Origin of the sequence: Zestomonas insulae, from assembly GCF_016901015.1 — a bacterium.
Lineage (GTDB): Bacteria > Pseudomonadota > Gammaproteobacteria > Pseudomonadales > Pseudomonadaceae > Aquipseudomonas > Aquipseudomonas insulae.
This window is the reverse complement of sequence record NZ_JAFEUP010000006.1, coordinates 198,813-214,509: the sequence shown is the minus strand read 5'-3', so window position 1 is coordinate 214,509 and position 15,697 is coordinate 198,813. Positions and strand designations below refer to the sequence as shown.

15 protein-coding genes are annotated in these 15,697 nt (G+C 69.2%); 8 read left to right on the top strand and 7 right to left on the bottom strand.

What is annotated here, in order from left to right:
* Positions 1 to 194 precede the first annotated feature (194 nt).
* Positions 195 to 1,133 (top strand): class I SAM-dependent methyltransferase, encoded by a 939-nt coding sequence (locus JQX08_RS19550; RefSeq protein WP_205350093.1) that lies wholly within the window; start codon positions 195 to 197, stop codon positions 1,131 to 1,133.
* Between the two features lie 3 nt (positions 1,134 to 1,136).
* On the opposite strand, the gene JQX08_RS19545 is transcribed toward JQX08_RS19550, so the two are convergent.
* Positions 1,137 to 1,862 (bottom strand): dienelactone hydrolase family protein, encoded by a 726-nt coding sequence (locus JQX08_RS19545; protein ID WP_205350092.1) that lies wholly within the window; start codon positions 1,860 to 1,862, stop codon positions 1,137 to 1,139.
* Positions 1,863 to 2,102: 240 nt separating this feature from the next.
* Here JQX08_RS19545 and tauA point away from each other — a divergent pair, with 240 nt between their 5' ends.
* The 4 genes from tauA to tauD all read left to right on the top strand — a co-directional run bounded on the left by tauA (position 2,103) and on the right by tauD (position 6,096).
* On the top strand, positions 2,103 to 3,083 hold the full coding sequence (gene tauA / locus JQX08_RS19540; RefSeq protein WP_205350091.1) for a taurine ABC transporter substrate-binding protein: 981 nt from the start codon (positions 2,103 to 2,105) through the stop codon (positions 3,081 to 3,083).
* A gap of 373 nt (positions 3,084 to 3,456) precedes the next feature.
* A complete protein-coding gene (tauB, locus tag JQX08_RS19535; protein WP_205350090.1) occupies positions 3,457 to 4,239 on the top strand; it encodes a taurine ABC transporter ATP-binding subunit in 783 nt (260 codons plus the stop codon).
* Positions 4,236 to 5,063, top strand: coding sequence for a taurine ABC transporter permease TauC (tauC, locus tag JQX08_RS19530; RefSeq protein WP_205350089.1), 828 nt, complete (start codon positions 4,236 to 4,238; stop codon positions 5,061 to 5,063). Before tauB ends, tauC begins: the two co-directional genes overlap by 4 nt.
* A gap of 199 nt (positions 5,064 to 5,262) precedes the next feature.
* The gene (gene tauD / locus JQX08_RS19525) at positions 5,263 to 6,096 is read left to right on the top strand and encodes a taurine dioxygenase (RefSeq protein WP_205350088.1); all 834 of its coding nucleotides are present in this window, start codon (positions 5,263 to 5,265) and stop codon (positions 6,094 to 6,096) included.
* A 164-nt stretch (positions 6,097 to 6,260) separates the two neighbouring features.
* Here tauD and ycaC read toward each other — a convergent pair whose 3' ends face one another.
* Positions 6,261 to 6,884: an isochorismate family cysteine hydrolase YcaC gene (gene ycaC, locus JQX08_RS19520; protein WP_205350087.1), complete on the bottom strand. Its 624-nt coding sequence runs from the start codon at positions 6,882 to 6,884 to the stop codon at positions 6,261 to 6,263.
* Between the two features lie 204 nt (positions 6,885 to 7,088).
* Positions 7,089 to 7,955, bottom strand: a complete 867-nt coding sequence (locus tag JQX08_RS19515) for a pirin family protein (protein WP_205350086.1) — start codon at positions 7,953 to 7,955, stop codon at positions 7,089 to 7,091.
* Between the two features lie 96 nt (positions 7,956 to 8,051).
* Here JQX08_RS19515 and JQX08_RS19510 point away from each other — a divergent pair, with 96 nt between their 5' ends.
* The 3 genes from JQX08_RS19510 (at position 8,052) to JQX08_RS19500 (ending at position 10,385) form a co-directional block, all read left to right on the top strand.
* Complete coding sequence (locus JQX08_RS19510; RefSeq protein ID WP_205350326.1) at positions 8,052 to 8,960, top strand: LysR family transcriptional regulator; 909 nt, start codon at positions 8,052 to 8,054, stop codon at positions 8,958 to 8,960.
* 97 nt (positions 8,961 to 9,057) lie between these two features.
* Positions 9,058 to 10,122, top strand: coding sequence for a bifunctional DNA-binding transcriptional regulator/O6-methylguanine-DNA methyltransferase Ada (gene ada, locus JQX08_RS19505; RefSeq protein WP_205350085.1), 1,065 nt, complete (start codon positions 9,058 to 9,060; stop codon positions 10,120 to 10,122).
* The gene (locus tag JQX08_RS19500; protein ID WP_205350084.1) at positions 10,119 to 10,385 is read left to right on the top strand and encodes an Ada metal-binding domain-containing protein; all 267 of its coding nucleotides are present in this window, start codon (positions 10,119 to 10,121) and stop codon (positions 10,383 to 10,385) included. Before ada ends, JQX08_RS19500 begins: the two co-directional genes overlap by 4 nt.
* A gap of 233 nt (positions 10,386 to 10,618) precedes the next feature.
* On the opposite strand, the gene JQX08_RS19495 is transcribed toward JQX08_RS19500, so the two are convergent.
* From JQX08_RS19495 to JQX08_RS19480, 4 genes are all read right to left on the bottom strand, one after another.
* On the bottom strand, positions 10,619 to 11,686 hold the full coding sequence (locus JQX08_RS19495) for an NAD(P)H-dependent flavin oxidoreductase (protein ID WP_205350083.1): 1,068 nt from the start codon (positions 11,684 to 11,686) through the stop codon (positions 10,619 to 10,621).
* 75 nt (positions 11,687 to 11,761) lie between these two features.
* Positions 11,762 to 12,577 (bottom strand): crotonase/enoyl-CoA hydratase family protein, encoded by an 816-nt coding sequence (locus JQX08_RS19490; protein ID WP_205350082.1) that lies wholly within the window; start codon positions 12,575 to 12,577, stop codon positions 11,762 to 11,764.
* A 112-nt stretch (positions 12,578 to 12,689) separates the two neighbouring features.
* Positions 12,690 to 14,126 (bottom strand): mechanosensitive ion channel domain-containing protein, encoded by a 1,437-nt coding sequence (locus tag JQX08_RS19485; RefSeq protein ID WP_205350081.1) that lies wholly within the window; start codon positions 14,124 to 14,126, stop codon positions 12,690 to 12,692.
* A 74-nt stretch (positions 14,127 to 14,200) separates the two neighbouring features.
* Complete coding sequence (locus tag JQX08_RS19480; protein ID WP_205350080.1) at positions 14,201 to 15,604, bottom strand: sodium:proton antiporter; 1,404 nt, start codon at positions 15,602 to 15,604, stop codon at positions 14,201 to 14,203.
* Positions 15,605 to 15,697 lie beyond the last annotated feature (93 nt).

Genomic DNA, 15,697 nt, shown 5'->3' with positions numbered 1-15,697 from the left:
CCGGGGGCTTACCAGCCCGGTGCGGCAAATCCTCCCTCCGGCACTTGCTGCCAGGCGCCAACCTACCCGGCCAGCGCGGAAACGGGGCTACCCGCCCCGTTCCACCTTTTCCCCGCCAACCATCGCCGCCACGCGGCACGCCGGCGGCTTCGCGTTTAGAATGCGCGGCTTCGCGCCCTGCCTGACTCCGACCCATGACTCCCGACGCCATTGCCACCCTGCAGCACGAACTGCTCGCCGCCCTTGCCACCGTTCCCGCGGAAACCCGTCGCCTGTTCCACGGCCGCGGCCGCAACTGGCCGGGCCTCGAGCAGATCACCGTCGACTGGCTGCAGGGCGTGCTGCTGGTCTCGCTGTTCCGCGAACCGGGTGAAGCCGAGCTGGAGGCGCTGAAAGCCATGCTGCTGAGCCTCGGCGACTCGCCGGCCTGGCAGCACAGCCAGGCGCACAGCCTGCTGCTGCAGCATCGCTACCTGCTCGACAGCCGCATGGAATGGCTGCGCGGCGAGCCCTGCGAGGAATGGCTGATCGACGAGAACGGCCTGCGCTACAAGCTCGACCTCGGCCGCAAGCAGAACAATGGACTGTTCCTCGACATGCGCTACGGCCGCCAGTGGGTGCAGACGCACGCCGCCGGCCAGCGCGTGCTCAACCTGTTCGCCTACACCTGCGGCTTCTCGGTGGCGGCGATCGCCGGCGGCGCCGCCCAGGTGGTCAACCTCGACATGGCCAGCGCCGCGCTGAGCCGTGGCCGCGACAACCACCGGCTGAACGGCCATGACCTCGGCAAGGTCAACTTCCTAGGCCACGACCTGTTCAAGTCCTGGGGCAAGGTCGCGCGCCTCGGCCCCTATGACCTGGTGATCATCGATCCGCCATCGTTCCAGAAAGGCAGCTTCGCGCTGAGCAAGGACTACCAGCGCATCCTGCGGCGTCTGCCCGAGCTGCTCAGCGCCAACGGTACGGTGCTGGCCTGCGTCAACGACCCGGCCGTCGGCCCGGATTTCCTGATCGACGAAATGGCCCGCGAGGCGCCGCAACTGCACTTCGTCGAGCGCCTCGACAACCCGCCGGAATTCGCCGACATCCACAGCGACAGTGGGCTCAAGGCGCTGGTGTTCCGCCTAGGCTGAGCGCTATTTCAGCTGGCGCTCGAACAGCGCCAGGGTCCGCGCATTGGCCTGCTTGGCCGCCGCCTCGTCGTAGTGCACGCCGTGGTTGCGGGCGAAGGCGTGCTGGCAGCCGGGGTAGCTGTACACGCTGATCAGCGGATGGCTGCCGAGCGCGGCGGCGATCTCTTGCTGCGCCGCCTTGGAGATGAACTCATCGTCTTCGCCGAGGTGCAGGATCAGGCTGTGGCGCACCTGGCCCGCCTCGCCCAAGTACTTGTCGATGCCGCCGCCGTAGTAGGAGGCGGTCGCGTCGACGTCGGTGCGCGCCGCACTGAGGAACGCCAGCAGGCCGCCCAGGCAATAGCCGACCGCGCCGACCTTGCCCGAGGCACTCGGCAGGTGGCGTATCGCGGCGATCGTCGCGGCGATGTCGCGCACCCCGGCATCGATGTCGAAGCCCTGGTACAGGGCGAACGCCTGCGCCCATTCCGCCTGGCTCTTGTCGGTCAGACTGACCCCCGGCTGCTGGCGCCAGAACAGGTCGGGGCACACCGCGATGAAGCCCTGCGCGGAGTAGCGCCGGCAGGTTTCGCGCAGGTCGGCGTTGATGCCGAAGATTTCCTGGATCACCACCACGGCCGGCGCCGGCAGCACTGCCGGCAGGGCGATGAAGGCGGCGAAATCGCCGTCGGCGGTGTGCACCACCAGGGCATTGCCATTGGCGTCGCGGGCGGACTCGGGAATGTTCATGGTGGCGCTCCTTGGCTCATTCGGGCGGGCGGTGCTTGGAAACTGTAGCGCTGTCTCGCTCGGCTGCGCGGCGCTCAGCGCCGATGCTCATATCCATATTCTTAAATATCATTTATTACGCGTTTCTTAGATCGTTTAGCTTTGCTTCACCGGACCACCGGACCCGCCTCACATAACACCAACGTCCCGTGCTCCGGCCCTCTTCGCAATCGGCCGGCCGATTTGTCGAGGAGACCTGCCATGACCCCCTTTACGTTCCCGCGTCGCCTGCTCGCCGCCCTGACCCTCGGCGGCCTCGCATTCACCACCCAGGCGGCCGATTTCACCGTGGCCTACCAGACCACCGTCGACCCGGCGAAAGTCGCCCAGGCCGACGGCGCCTATGAGAAGGCCAGCAAGAGCCAGATCGACTGGCGCAAATTCGACAGCGGCGCCGAGGTGATCACCGCGGTGGCCTCCGGCGACGTGCAGATCGGCTATGTCGGCTCCAGCCCACTGGCCGCCGCGGCGACCCGCCAACTGCCGATCCAGACCTTCCTGATCGCCACCCAGATCGGCGCCGCCGAGGCCCTGGTGGCGCGCGACGGCAGCGGCATCGCCAAGCCGGCCGACCTGGTCGGCAAGAAGATCGCCGTACCCTTCGTCTCCACCGGCCACTACAGCCTGCTCGCCGCGCTCAAGCACTGGCAGATCGACCCGGCCAAGGTGCAGATCCTCAACCTCGCGCCGCCGGCGATCATCGCCGCCTGGCAGCGCGGCGACATCGATGCCACCTACGTGTGGGACCCGGCGCTCGGCGTGGCCAGGCAGAACGGCAAGGTGCTGATCACCTCCGGCGAACTGGGCAAGCTCGGCGCGCCGACCTTCGACGCCTGGATCGTGCGCAAGGACTTCGCCGCCAAGCATCCGGACGTGGTGCGTGCCTTCGCCAAGGTCACCCTCGACGCCTACGCCGCCTACCGCAAAGACCCGCAAGCCTGGCTGGCCGACCAGGACAACGTCGCCAAACTGGTCAAGCTGTCCGGCGCCAAGGCCGAAGACATCCCGCTGCTGCTGCAGGGCAACGTCTACCCGCTGGCCGCCGACCAGGCCGCCGCACTCGGCGCCCCGACCACCCAGGCAATCACCGACACCGCCAGCTTCCTCAAGGAGCAGGGCAAGGTCGAAGCGGTGCTGCCGGACTACGCGCCGTACGTGAGCAACCAGTTCATCACCAACTAACGCGGCGCGATCGATTGGATCCCCGCCTGCGCGGGGATGACGGGGACAGGAGGCTCCGTCGTTCCCCTGCGCGGGCCGCCGCGCAGGCGGGAAGCCAGTTCAGTCCGCCACATCCGAGCATCGGGCCCTCGTCCCCAGGGACGCGGTGGATAACGGAGCAGGGACGCTCCGCCTTCCTCACCCTTTCTTGTAGGAGCGAATTCATTCGCGATCCACGCCACCACCGATCGCGAATGAATTCGCTCCTACATAGCCGTTCGTAGGATGGGTGGAGAAGCGCAGCGGCGATACCCATCGAACCCAAGCCGATGGGTATCGCTGCGCTCAACCCATCCTACGGACTACAACCGTCCCCCCCCACACCGAGACCACCATGGCCTTACTCGAACTGGAGCGCATCAGCGCACAGTACCCCGGCACGGCCGAGCCGGTACTGCGCGACATCTCCCTCAGCCTCGGCGCCGAGCAACTGCTGGTCGCCCTCGGCCCATCCGGCAGCGGCAAGACCACCCTGCTCAACCTGATCGCCGGCTTCGTCGCGCCCAGCGCCGGCAGCATCCGCCTCGACGGCGTGGCGGTCGAAGGCCCCAGCGCCGAGCGCGGCGTGGTGTTCCAGGACGACGCCCTGCTGCCCTGGCAGGACGTGCTCGGCAACGTCGCCTTCGGCCTCGAGCTAGCCGGCGTGCCGCGTCCGCTGCGCGAGGCCAAGGCCCGCGAGCTGCTCGCCCTGGTCGACCTGGCCGGCTTCGACAAGCGGCGCATCTGGGAACTCTCCGGCGGGCAGAAACAGCGCGTCGGCCTGGCCCGCGCGCTGGCCGCCGACCCGCGCGTGCTGCTGATGGACGAGCCGTTCGGCGCGCTCGACGCCTTCACCCGCGAGCAGATGCAGGAGCTGCTCCTGCAGGTCTGGCAGCGAGCGCGCAAGCCGGTGCTGCTGATCACCCACGACATCGAGGAAGCGGTGTTCCTCGCCACCGAACTGATCCTCCTCGCCCCCAATCCGGGACGCATCGCCGAGCGCCTGCGTCTCGACTTCGGCCGCCGCTACGCCGCCGGCGAGAGCGCGCGGGCGATCAAGTCCGACCCGCGCTTCATCGAAACCCGCGAGCACGTACTCGCCCAGGTGTTCGCCGAACGCCAACGGAGGCACGCATGAGCACCCTCGACCTGCCGCTGGCCAAACCGGCGGAAGCACCGCGCAAGGCGCGTCGCGAACTCAGCCTGGTCGCCCTCGGCGGCCTCACCCTGACCAGCCTGTTGATGCTCTGGTGGGCGGTGACGAGCGCCGGGCTGATCGAACCGCTGTTCCTGCCCAGCCCGCAGGCGGTGCTGGGCCGCGCCTGGCGCCTGCTCGGCGAGGGCTACATGGACGCCAGCCTGGCCCAGCACCTCGGCGCCAGCCTCGGGCGCATCGGCCTGGCGCTGCTCGCCGCAGTGTTCACGGCGATTCCGCTGGGCATCGCCATCGGCCGCAACCGCGTGGTGCGCGGCATCTTCGACCCGCTGATCGAGTTCTACCGGCCGATCCCGCCGCTCGCCTACCTGCCGCTTATCGTCATCTGGTGCGGCATCGGCGAGCTGTCCAAGGTGTTGCTGATCTACCTGGCGATCTTCGCCCCGCTGGCCATCGCCACCGCCACCGGGGTGCGCAGCGTCGACCCGACCAAGCTGCGCGCCGCCCAGTCGCTCGGCGCCACGCCGGCGCAGCTGGTGCGCCACGTGATCCTGCCCAGCGCGCTGCCGGAGATCCTCACAGGGCTACGCATCGGCCTCGGCGTCGGCTGGTCGACGCTGGTCGCCGCCGAACTGATCGCCGCCCAGCGCGGTCTCGGTTTCATGGTCCAGTCGGCGGCGCAGTTCCTGGTCACCGACGTGGTGATCGCCGGCATCCTGATCATCGCCCTGATCGCCTTCGCCCTCGAACTGGGCCTGCGTGCGCTGCAGCGCAAGCTGGTGCCCTGGTATGGCCAGGCGCATTGAGCGAGGAATGAACTGAACGATACGCCGCCCCTCACCCTACGCGGGCCGCCCTAACCCTCTCCCGAGAGGAGAGGGGAATGAGCGAGGTCGCCGGTCAACTCAGCGCTTCCCAGGCACACCGAACAACCCCCTCTCCCGCTGGGAGAGGGCTGGGGTGAGGGCCGGACCCTCCCCACCACCGCAGACGACGAGACAAGCCATGCCCCTGCACATCACTCCCCTCAGCCCCGCCCTCGGTGCCGTCGTCAGCGGCGTCGAACTGCGTGACGCGCTCAGCGACAGCACCCAGCAAGCCATCGCCCAGGCGCTGCTCGATCACCAGGTGCTGTTCTTCCGTGACCAGCCGCTGACCCCGCAGCAGCAGGCGCGTTTCGCCGCGCGCTTCGGCGACCTGCACATCCATCCGATCTACCCCAACGTGCCCGAGCAGCCCGAGGTACTGGTGCTCGACACGGCGATCACCGACGTCGCCGACAACGCCATCTGGCACACCGATGTGACCTTCCTGCCGACCCCGGCGCTCGGCGCGGTGCTGGCCGCCAAGCAGTTGCCGGCGTTCGGCGGCGACACCCTGTGGGCGAGCAGCAGTGCCGCCTATGAGGCGCTGTCGGCGCCGCTGCAACAGCTGCTCGACGGCCTCACCGCCACCCACGACTTCACCCGTTCGTTCCCGCTGGAGCGTTTCGGCACCAGCGCCGATGCGCTGGAGCGCTACCACCAGGTGCAGCGCCAGCATCCGCCGCTGTCGCACCCGGTGGTGCGCACCCACCCGGTCAGCGGGCGCAAGGGACTGTTCGTCAACGAAGGCTTCACCGCGCGGATCAACGAGCTGGCGCCGGCGGAAAGCGACGCGCTGCTGCGCTTCCTGTTCGCCCACGCGACGCGCCCGGAATTCACCATCCGCTGGCGCTGGCAGGCCAACGACGTGGCGTTCTGGGACAACCGCATCACCCAGCACTACGCGGTCGACGACTACCGGCCGGCGCGGCGGGTTATGCACCGCGCGACCATCCTCGGCGACGTGCCGGTTTAAGCCGCAGGTGCGCCTTCCGTACGGCCGGTGGCCGGTGCGTGTCGCCTTGTTCCGGTAGGTGGGTGAGCGCGAAGACGGTCAGGAAAGCGGCGCTGCAAGGGAAACAGCCCAAAAGCAATGAAGGCCGGCCCGGAGCGATCCGGGCCGGCCTTCGGCTATCCGCGTTACTTGGCGGTGAGGGTGTTGTAGGCGTTGATCAGGTTGCGATAGTCAGGGATGTGGTTGGAGAACAGCGTGGCCAGCCCCTCGACGTCGTTGCGCCAGTCGCGGTGCAGCTCGCAGGCGGCGCCGAACCAGGTCATCAGCTGCACGCCGGCGGCGGTCATGCGCTCCCAGGCAGCGTTGCGGGTCATCTCGTTGAAGGTCCCCGAGGCGTCGGTGATGACGAACACGTCGAAACCTTCCTCGATCGCCGACAGCGCCGGAAACGCCACGCACACCTCGGTGACCACCCCGGCGATGATCAGCTGCTTCTTGCCGGTGGCCTTGACCGCCTTGACGAAGTCCTCGTTGTCCCAGGCGTTGATGTTGCCGGGCCGGGCGATGTACGGCGCGTTGGGGAACTGGGCCTTGAGCTCGGGGACCAGCGGACCGTTGGGACCGCTCTCGAAGCTGGTGGTGAGGATGGTCGGCAGTTTGAAGTACTCGGCCATGTCGGCGAGCGCCAGCACGTTGTTCTTGAACTTGTCCGGATCGATGTCGCGCACCAGCGACAGCAGCCCGGTCTGATGGTCGACCAGCAGGACGGCCGCATCGTTCTTGTCGAGACGCTTGTAGGGAATTGCCATGGGTGGATCTCCTTACTAGGGCTGGACGCCACGCCACCACAACGGTGCGCGGCGAGAGGGTGATGACTGCAGCAAGGCGGGCCGCGGGTGCTCCTTGCTGACCTGCTGCGCCTTAGCGTAGCTGTCGTGCAACAGGTCGTAGCGGCGCTTCCTTGCGCCGGCGATAGCCCAGACTAGGCGGCTGCCGGGTCCGGAAGATGACGCTCAACCAGGCATCGCGCCGAATGCGCCGGACTGAAAATCGGCGATCGCCTGGCTGATCTCCGCCTGGCTGTTCATCACGAACGGCCCGTAGCCGACCACCGGTTCGTCGAGCGGCGCGCCGCTGAGCAGCAACAGGCTGGTGTCGTTGTTGGCCTCCAGCAGCAGCTCGCTACCGGCGCGTTCAAACAGCACCAGATGGCCTTCGCGGGCCAGTTCGCCGCCATTGATCTGCAGGGTGCCGCGCAGGACCACCAGCGCGGTGCTCCAACCCTCGTGCAGCGGCAGGCTGACGCGCTTGCCCTGCTGCAGACGCAGGTCCCAGACGTCCATCGGCGTGAAGGTCTGCGCCGGGCCGTGTTGGCCGGCGTAGCTGCCGGCGATCAGGCGCAGGCTGCCGGCCGCCTCGGGCAATTCGAGGTTAGGGATGTCGGCGTTGAGCAGCGTCTGGTAGCCGGGCGCGGCAAGCTTGTCGCGGGCCGGCAGGTTGACCCACAGCTGGACCATTTCCAGGGTGCCGCCACGCCGGGTGAAGGCCTCGGAATGGAACTCCTCGTGGAGGATGCCGGACGCCGCGGTCATCCATTGCACGTCGCCGGGGCCGATGGTGCCGCCGCTGCCGGTCGAGTCGCGGTGCTCCAGCTCGCCCTGGTAGACGATGGTCACCGTCTCGAAGCCGCGGTGCGGGTGCTGGCCGACGCCGCGCGGGGTGGCCGCCGGGGCGAATTGCGCCGGGCCGGCGTAGTCGAGCAGCAGGAACGGGCTGATGTGCTGACCGAGCTGGTCGTAGGAAAACAGCGTGCGCACCGGGAAGCCGTCGCCGACCCAGTGCGGGCGCGGGCTGCTGTAGATGGCCTGGATGTGTTTCATGGTGTGCCTCCGCAAGTGGATGAAGCACACGATAGAAGTGCAACGATCAGCCCGGTAGATGGGATAAATTGCCATCAGAGTTCTATTTGGAGAACACTGGTGGACGACCTCAACGACCTCTACTACTTCGCCCGGGTGGTCGAGCACGGCGGCTTCGCGCCGGCCGGGCGCGCCCTGGACATGCCCAAGTCCAAGCTCAGCCGGCGCATCGCCCAGCTCGAGGAACGCCTCGGCGTGCGCCTGCTGCAGCGCTCGACGCGGCACTTCTCGGTCACCGAGATCGGCCAGGCCTACTACCGCCATTGCCTGGCCATGCTGGTCGAGGCGGAAAGCGCCGCCGAGCTGATCGAGCGGCAGCGCGCCGAACCGCAGGGCGTGGTGCGCCTGAGTTGCCCGACTTCGCTGCTGCACTTCTGGGTCGGGCCGATGCTGGCGCGCTTCATGGTCGAGTGTCCGCTGGTCGAGCTGCAGGTGGAGAGCACCAACCGCCACGTCGACCTGATCCAGGAAGGCATCGACATCGCCCTGCGCGTGCGCTTTCCGCCGCTGGAGAGCAGCGACCTGGTGATGAAGGTGCTGGCCAACAGCACCCAGTGCCTGGTCGGGGCGCCCGCGCTGGTCGCCGCGCTGCCGGCGCCGCGCCGGCCCACCGACCTCGCCGCGCTGCCCACCCTGCACTGGGGTTCGCCACTGCGCGATTACGCCTGGCAACTCGACGGCCCGGACGGCGCGCACGCCGCGGTGCGCTACCGGCCGCGACTGGTCACCGACGACCTGATGGCGCTGCGCCAGGCGGCGGTGGCCGGGGTCGGCGTGGTGCATCTGCCCAGCGTGGTGGTGCGCGACGACCTGCGCAGCGGGCAACTACTCGACCTGGTGCCGGACTGGCGACCGCGCACCGGGCTGGTCCATGCGGTGTTCCCCTCGCGCCGCGGCCTGCTGCCCTCGGTGCGCGCGCTGATCGACTTCCTCGCCGACGAGTTCAGCCGCAGCGACATGGAGTAAGCGCCGCCCAGCGAGTTTGAGCGCAAGACTCGGAGTGCGCCGGGCTGGCCAGCGCCCTAACCTTGCGGCAACCTGAACCATCGCCAGGGTGATCCGCATGAAACCAGCCACCGCCACTGCCACCGAACGCGACCCGCGCTGGGCCGCGGTGCTGCGCCGCGACCCGGCGGCCGACGCGCAGTTCGTCTATGCGGTGAAGACCACCGGGGTGTACTGCCGGCCGAGCAGCCCGTCGCGCCGCCCGCGCCCGGAGAACGTCGAGTTCTTCGCCAGCGCCGCCGAGGCCGAAGCGGCCGGCTACCGGCCGAGCAAGCGCGCCGGCGCCGACCTCGGCCAGCTCGCCGCGCAACACGCGGCACTGGTCGCCGAGGCCTGCCGGCAGATCGAAAGCGCTGCCACGCCGCCCAACCTGCAGGCCCTGGCCGCCGCCGTCGGGCTCAGCGCGCACCACTTCCACCGGGTGTTCAAGGCGATTACCGGACTAACGCCCAAGGGCTACGCCGTAGCCCATCGCGGCCGCCAGGTGCGCGCGCGCCTCGGCCGGGCCAGCAGCGTCACCGAGGCGCTGTACGACGCCGGCTTCAATTCCAACAGCCGCTTCTACGAGGCCGCCGACCAGTTGCTGGGCATGAAGCCGACCAGCTACCGCGCCGGCGGCGTCGACACCGACATCCGCTTCGCCCTCGGCCAGTGTTCGCTCGGCGCCATTCTCGTCGCGCAGAGCGCGCGCGGGGTCTGCGCGATCCTCCTCGGCGACGACCCGGAGCAGCTGCTCCACGACCTGCAGGACCAGTTCCCGCGCGCCAACCTGCTCGGCGGCGAACCGGCCTTCGAGCAGCTGGTGGCGCAGGTGGTCGGCCTGATCGAAGCGCCGGCGCTGGGCCTCGACCTGCCGCTCGACGTGCGAGGCACGGCGTTCCAGCAGCGCGTCTGGCAGGCGTTGCGCGACATTCCGCCGGGCAACACGGCGAGTTACGCGGAGATCGCCACGCGCATCGGCCAACCCACTGCGGTGCGCGCGGTGGCCCAGGCCTGCGCGGCGAACAGCCTGGCGGTGGCGATTCCCTGCCACCGCGTGGTGCGCAGCGACGGCGCGCTGTCCGGCTACCGCTGGGGCGTGGCGCGCAAGCAGGCGCTGCTCGAGCGCGAAGCGCAGCCGTGAGCTGGACGCTGCTCGGTGCCGACGGCCGGCCCTACTGCAGCGAGCAGCCGGGCACGCTCGGCGGCCATCGGCGCAGCCGCATCTACGGCCGCCTGGACTGCCCGGTGGCGCTGCGCCTGATCGCCAAGGGCCACGACCTGCGCCGCAACCGGGTGTTCTTCCTCGACGCCGCCAGCGCCCGCGCCGCCGGCTACCGGCCCTGCGCGCGCTGCCTGCCCGAGGCCTATCGGCGCTGGAAGGCGGGTCTCGAAGCCGTGGATTAGTTGGGGCGCTGGCGCGCGGTGGCTGATGCCGGCGTCGCCAGCCGGACGTCTGCCACTCGCCCAAAGAGAGATGGGATAGGAAACCAGGCCACTGCGGCTTGACTGACCTCGCCCTCTGCCGGCGACCTGTAGGAGCGGATTTATCCGCGATCAGGGCTGCCCTCCGCGGGGCCGCATCGCGAATGAATTCGCTCCTACGGCAAGCGCGCGCCGCTCAGAGAAAAGGCTGCGCCTCAGCGGCCTGCCTGGCTCTGCCGCCACTCCTCGACCAGCACCTCGACCAGCTGCGCCGCCGGCAGCGCGCGGGCCAGCGGCGCGCCCTGGCCGGCCCAGAAGGCGGCGAAGTCCTGGTTGCCTTGGGCGCTGGCGGCGGCGTGCAGCGCCTTGCCGGCGTCGTAGGCGATCGGGTAGTCGGGCAGCGCCGGTGCGCCGTCAGCGACCTCGCGGTACATGCGGTTGACCAGGCCGCGCGCCGGGCGCCCGGAGATCGCCGCGGTGATTGCGGTGTGCTGCGCCTGCGGGCTTTGCAGGGCGGCGCGGTAGGCGGGGTTGGCCGAGGATTCCGGGCACAACACGAAGGCCGTGCCGAGCTGCGCGGCGCCGGCGCCGAGCGCCTGCACCGCGGCGATGCCGGCGCCGTCCATGATGCCGCCGGCGGCGATCAGCGGTAGCTGGATCTGCGCGGCGAACAGCCGGGTCAGCGCCAGGGTGCCGATCCCCGCGTCGCCCTGCGCCGGCTCGAACAGGCCGCGATGGCCGCCGGCCTCGACGCCCTGGGCGATCAGCCCGTCCAGCCCGGCCTGCTCGATCTGTCGCGCCTCGTCGAGGTTGGTGGCGCTGGCCAACAGCACGCAGCCGGCCTGCTGCAAGGCGCGCAGGGTCGCCGCCGGCGGCAGGCCGAAGTGGAAGCTGACCACCGTCGGACGCTCGGCGAGCAGCAGTTCGAGCATCGCCGGATCGGCGAGGAAACTCGGATAGGGTTCGCGCAGGCTGGCCGGTGGCGTGGCGCCGAATTCGCCGAACCGCGGGCGCAGGTGCTCCAGCCAGGCCGCCTCACGCGCCGCGTCGGGCTGCGCCGGGCGGTGGCAGAACAGGTTGAGGTTGAACGGCCGGTCGGTCAGCGCGCGGGTCTCGGCGATCAGGCTGCGCACCTGCGCCACCGAACTGGCGCCGATGCCCAGCGAGCCGAGCCCGCCGGCGTTGGACACCGCCGCCGCCAGCTGCGGGGTGGACACGCCGGCCATCGGCGCCTGGATGATCGGATGCTGGATGCCGAGCAAACGGCAGACGGGGGTGCTCATCGCGGTGCTCCTTACGACGCGGGGAGCGGCACTATCGCAAATGCGCCGCGCCGCCACCATGCGCCGAAAGCCGCATCAGCCCTCCGGGAGCAGCTCGCCGAATCGCGGCGCGCGCTTCTGCAGGCCGGCGGCCGCCGCCTCGCGCTGGTTCGGGCTGCCGATCAGGCGATCCTGCTCAAGCGACTCGCGCTGCAGCAGCTCGGCTTCGCTGGCATCGCTGACCTGGTTGAGCAGGCGTTTGGCGGCGCGCACGGCGTCCGGGCTGCTCTGCGCGATCTGCCGCGCCAGCTCGCGAGCGCGGGCCAGCGGATCGGCGCCGACCCAGCTGGCCAGACCGAGCTGCACTGCCTCGCCACCGTCGAGCACGCGCGCGGTGTAGACCAGCTCGCGCAGTACATCGCCACGCAGCAACTCGCGCAGCAGCGGGAAGCCGGCCATGTCCGGCACCAGCCCCCACTTCATCTCCAGCACCGACAGCCGCGCGTCGCTGGCGACGCAGCGCAGGTCGGCGCCGAGCGCCACCTGCAGGCCACCGCCGAAGGCCACCCCGTGGATCGCGGCGATCACCGGCACCGGCAACTCGCGCCAGCCCCAGGCGACCTGCTGCGGATTGTTGGCGATGCCCTGGGTGCGCTCGGCAAGCAGGTGGTCGCGGCCGCTGCTGCCCTGCGCCATGTGCTGCATGCGGCCCATGTCCAGGCCAGCGCAGAACGCCCGCCCGGCGCCCCGCAGCACCACCGCGCGCAGCCCCTGCTCATCGCGCAACCGCGCCTGGGCAGCAAGGATGCCGTCGAACATTTCCGCGTCGAGGGCGTTCATCTTGTCGGCGCGGTTCAGGCAGACGTCCGCCACGCCGTCGTCGTCGATCTCGATCAGTACCCGCTCGTTCATCGTCTCGCTCCTGGTGGATTCAGCGCGCCGCCAGCCGAGTTGGCGACGCAGTCCAGCGAAGGTAACCAGCCGCGCGGCCGCGTGCATGAATCGAACGAACTAAACCGCCGCGTCAGGACACCCGCCGCCCCGGCGCATGGCGGCGCAACCAGCCAAACAGGCCGGGCTTGGCGACCACCGTTGGAGGCTCAGCGAGCAGGCTTTCGCTGCGTTGCTGGCGGTAGCTGGAGAGCCGCGCCATGGCATCGGCGATCTCGCGACGCGCCTCCAAACATGGCTCAAGGTATTCACGCTCGACGCGGTACAACACACAGGGCGTCAGCGCACTGAACTCGGTCGCCGAACCCAGCATCCCGGCGAGACCAAAGACCTCGCCTGGCCCCATCCGCCCCGCCTCGATGCGACCGGCGTCGCCGTGGACATTGGCGGCCACCACGCCAGCCGAGATGATCAGCAGATGCTGCGCCAACTCGTCGCGGGACAGGATCGCGTCTCCGGCCGCCACTTCCAAGCGGGTCATGTGCTCGCTGATCGCCTGCTTCTCGTCGGCGCTGAGCGAGGCGAACAGGCTGACGCTGTCGAGCAGGCCGCGCGCCGGCGAGCTGCCCGGCTCGCCGGAGAGCAGCACGCCGGACGCCGACAGGTGCCGGTAGGCCAGGTCATACAGCTGGTTGCGCACCGCGCCCTTGTGCGCCATCACCGCGACGTAGCCGCTGGCCTCGTACTCCAGGGTGCCGTTGACGGTCTTCTTGATGCTCACCCCCGGCTTGGGCTGGGCGAGCAGTTCGCGGCAACCCTGCAAGGCGCGCTCCAGCGCGTCGGTGATCAGCTTGGGGCGCACCTGGGCGGGGAACTCCAGGCTGATCGCCACCCCGTGCAGTTCGCTCGGCCGGCTGAAGTTCAGCACCTTGGCCTTGGCCGCCACTGAGTTGGGGATCACCGCCAGGGTGCCCTGGCTGGTCAGCAGGTGGGTGGCGCGCCAGTCAATTTCCACCACCCGCCCTTCGGTGCCGTCGATGGCGATCAGGTCATCCAGCTGATACGGCTTGGTGGTGTTCAGCACGATGCCGGAGAACACGTCGCCGAGGGTGCTCTGCAACGCCAGGCCGACGATGATCGCCAGGGCGCCGGAGGTGGCCAGCAGGCCCTTGACCGGCAGCTGCATGACGTAGGCGGCGGCGGCGACGATGGCCACCAGGAAGATGATCGCGCCGAGCACGTCCTGCAGCAGGCGCCCGGTGTGCCCACCGCTGCGCTGGATCAGCACCGCGCCGATGAGGATGGTCAGGGTCCGCGCGCAGAACAGCCACCAGGCGATCAGCAGCACGGTGGCGGTCAGGTGTTCCGGCAGCTGCTCGGCCCATGGCGCGGCCTGCAGCGGGCTGAGTCCGCTGTTGAACAGCAGCATGCTGTAGAGCAGGAAGAAGCTGACCCGCGCCAGCACCTTCCAGGCGTGGCGACTGGGTGGCAGCAGCTGCCAGACCAGCAGGTCGAGGACGAGCAGCGCGCCGGCGCTGGCCAGCGGGTGGAGCAGCAACCATGACAGCATCGAACGCGTTCCTTCCTAGAGCCTCAGCGGCCGGTCGGCCGCGTGCCGCTGAGTCTAGGCCAGGCGCGTCACGGCTAGAAGAACAACAGGGTCAGCAGGCCGAACAGCGGCAGGAGGATCAGCACCGACCACAGCAGGTAACCGAAGAAACTCGGCATGGCCACGCCGCGCTGCTCGGCGATGGCCTTGACCATGAAGTTCGGCGCGTTGCCGATGTAGGTCATCGCGCCCATGAACACCGAGCCCATGGAGATCGCCAGCAGCGTGCCGGGCAGATCGTGCATCAGGTGCTGCGCGTCGCCGGCGGCCAGGTTGAAGAACACCAGGTAGGTCGGCGCGTTGTCGAGGAAACCGGAGAGAATCCCGCTCATCCAGAAGTACATGGCGTCGATCGGCGCGCCGTTGGCGTCGGAGACCAGCGCCACCAGCCCGGCCAGGTGGCCTTCGCTGCCGGCGCGCAGAATGGCGATGGCCGGGGCGATGGTGATGAATATGCCGGCGAACAGCTTGCCGACCTCGGCCATCGGCCCCCAGTTGAACTCGTTGCCGGCGCGTACCTGCTTGGGGGTGATCGCCAGCGAGACCAGCGCCAGGCCGATCAGCAGGCCATCGCGGACCAGGCTCTGCAGGTCTACCGGAGTACCCATCACCGAGAAGGCGATACCCGGCTTCCACAGCCCGGACAGCAGCACCGCGCCGACCACGCCAAGCAGCAGCAGGAAGTTCCACTTGCCGTACAGCTTGAGCGGCGAATCCGGGGTCGGGTCACGCGCCAGCAACTCGTCTTCCTTGCTGTAGAAGAAGCGATCGAGGACATAGAAGATCGCCAGCAGCGCCGCCGACAGCACCGCCACTGGCACGGCCATGTGCTCGACGGTCCAGAGGAAATCCACGCCCTTGAGGAAGCCGAGGAACAGCGGCGGATCGCCCAGCGGGGTCAGGCCGCCACCGACGTTGGCGACCAGGAAGATGAAGAACACCACCACGTGCACCTTGTGCTTGCGGTTGTCGTTGGCGCGCAGCAGCGGGCGGATCAGCAGCATCGCCGCGCCGGTGGTGCCCATCAGCGAGGCGAGCAGCGCGCCAAGGGCGAGCAGCCCGGTGTTCAGCGCCGGCGAGCCGTGCAGGTTGCCCCACAGCAGGATGCCGCCGGAGATGGTGTAGAGGGCGAACAGCAGGAGGATGAACGGGATGTACTCGGCGAGCAGCGCGTGCACCACCAGCGCGCCACTGTCGTGCAGGCCGAAGCTGTAGGTGAACGGCACCAGGAAGGCCAGGGTCCACAGCGCGGTGATCTTGCCGAAGTGGTGGTGCCAGAGGCTCGGCGCGAAGATCGGGAACAACGCGATCGACAGCAGCACACCGACGAAAGGAATCGCCCACAGCAGGCTCAGGGTCGCGCCATCCAGCTCGGCCGCCTGGGCCAGGGAAGGCAACAGTAACAGGGCGGGCAGCAGGCCCTTCAGCAGTGGCTTCATCGAAACTCCAAGCATGAGATATCCAATTGCGGCGCGTATTTTAATACAGGCCGGCTATCAAGGCCGCCTTTTGCCGTATCCGTTCGTTACGAG

Bases quoted from the DNA above. Each gene is read 5' to 3' on its own strand.
- JQX08_RS19480 (WP_205350080.1), bottom strand. From the start codon at position 15,604: ATGAAGCCACTGCTGAAGGGCCTGCTGCCCGCCCTGTTACTGTTGCCT.
- JQX08_RS19495 (WP_205350083.1), bottom strand. From the start codon at position 11,686: ATGAGCACCCCCGTCTGCCGTTTGCTCGGCATCCAGCATCCGATCATC.
- JQX08_RS19515 (WP_205350086.1), bottom strand. From the start codon at position 7,955: ATGAAACACATCCAGGCCATCTACAGCAGCCCGCGCCCGCACTGGGTC.
- JQX08_RS19545 (WP_205350092.1), bottom strand. From the start codon at position 1,862: ATGAACATTCCCGAGTCCGCCCGCGACGCCAATGGCAATGCCCTGGTG.
- tauD (WP_205350088.1), top strand. From the start codon at position 5,263: ATGCCCCTGCACATCACTCCCCTCAGCCCCGCCCTCGGTGCCGTCGTC.
- JQX08_RS19490 (WP_205350082.1), bottom strand. From the start codon at position 12,577: ATGAACGAGCGGGTACTGATCGAGATCGACGACGACGGCGTGGCGGAC.
- tauA (WP_205350091.1), top strand. From the start codon at position 2,103: ATGACCCCCTTTACGTTCCCGCGTCGCCTGCTCGCCGCCCTGACCCTC.
- ada (WP_205350085.1), top strand. From the start codon at position 9,058: ATGAAACCAGCCACCGCCACTGCCACCGAACGCGACCCGCGCTGGGCC.
- tauC (WP_205350089.1), top strand. From the start codon at position 4,236: ATGAGCACCCTCGACCTGCCGCTGGCCAAACCGGCGGAAGCACCGCGC.
- ycaC (WP_205350087.1), bottom strand. From the start codon at position 6,884: ATGGCAATTCCCTACAAGCGTCTCGACAAGAACGATGCGGCCGTCCTG.
- JQX08_RS19550 (WP_205350093.1), top strand. From the start codon at position 195: ATGACTCCCGACGCCATTGCCACCCTGCAGCACGAACTGCTCGCCGCC.
- JQX08_RS19485 (WP_205350081.1), bottom strand. From the start codon at position 14,126: ATGCTGTCATGGTTGCTGCTCCACCCGCTGGCCAGCGCCGGCGCGCTG.
- tauB (WP_205350090.1), top strand. From the start codon at position 3,457: ATGGCCTTACTCGAACTGGAGCGCATCAGCGCACAGTACCCCGGCACG.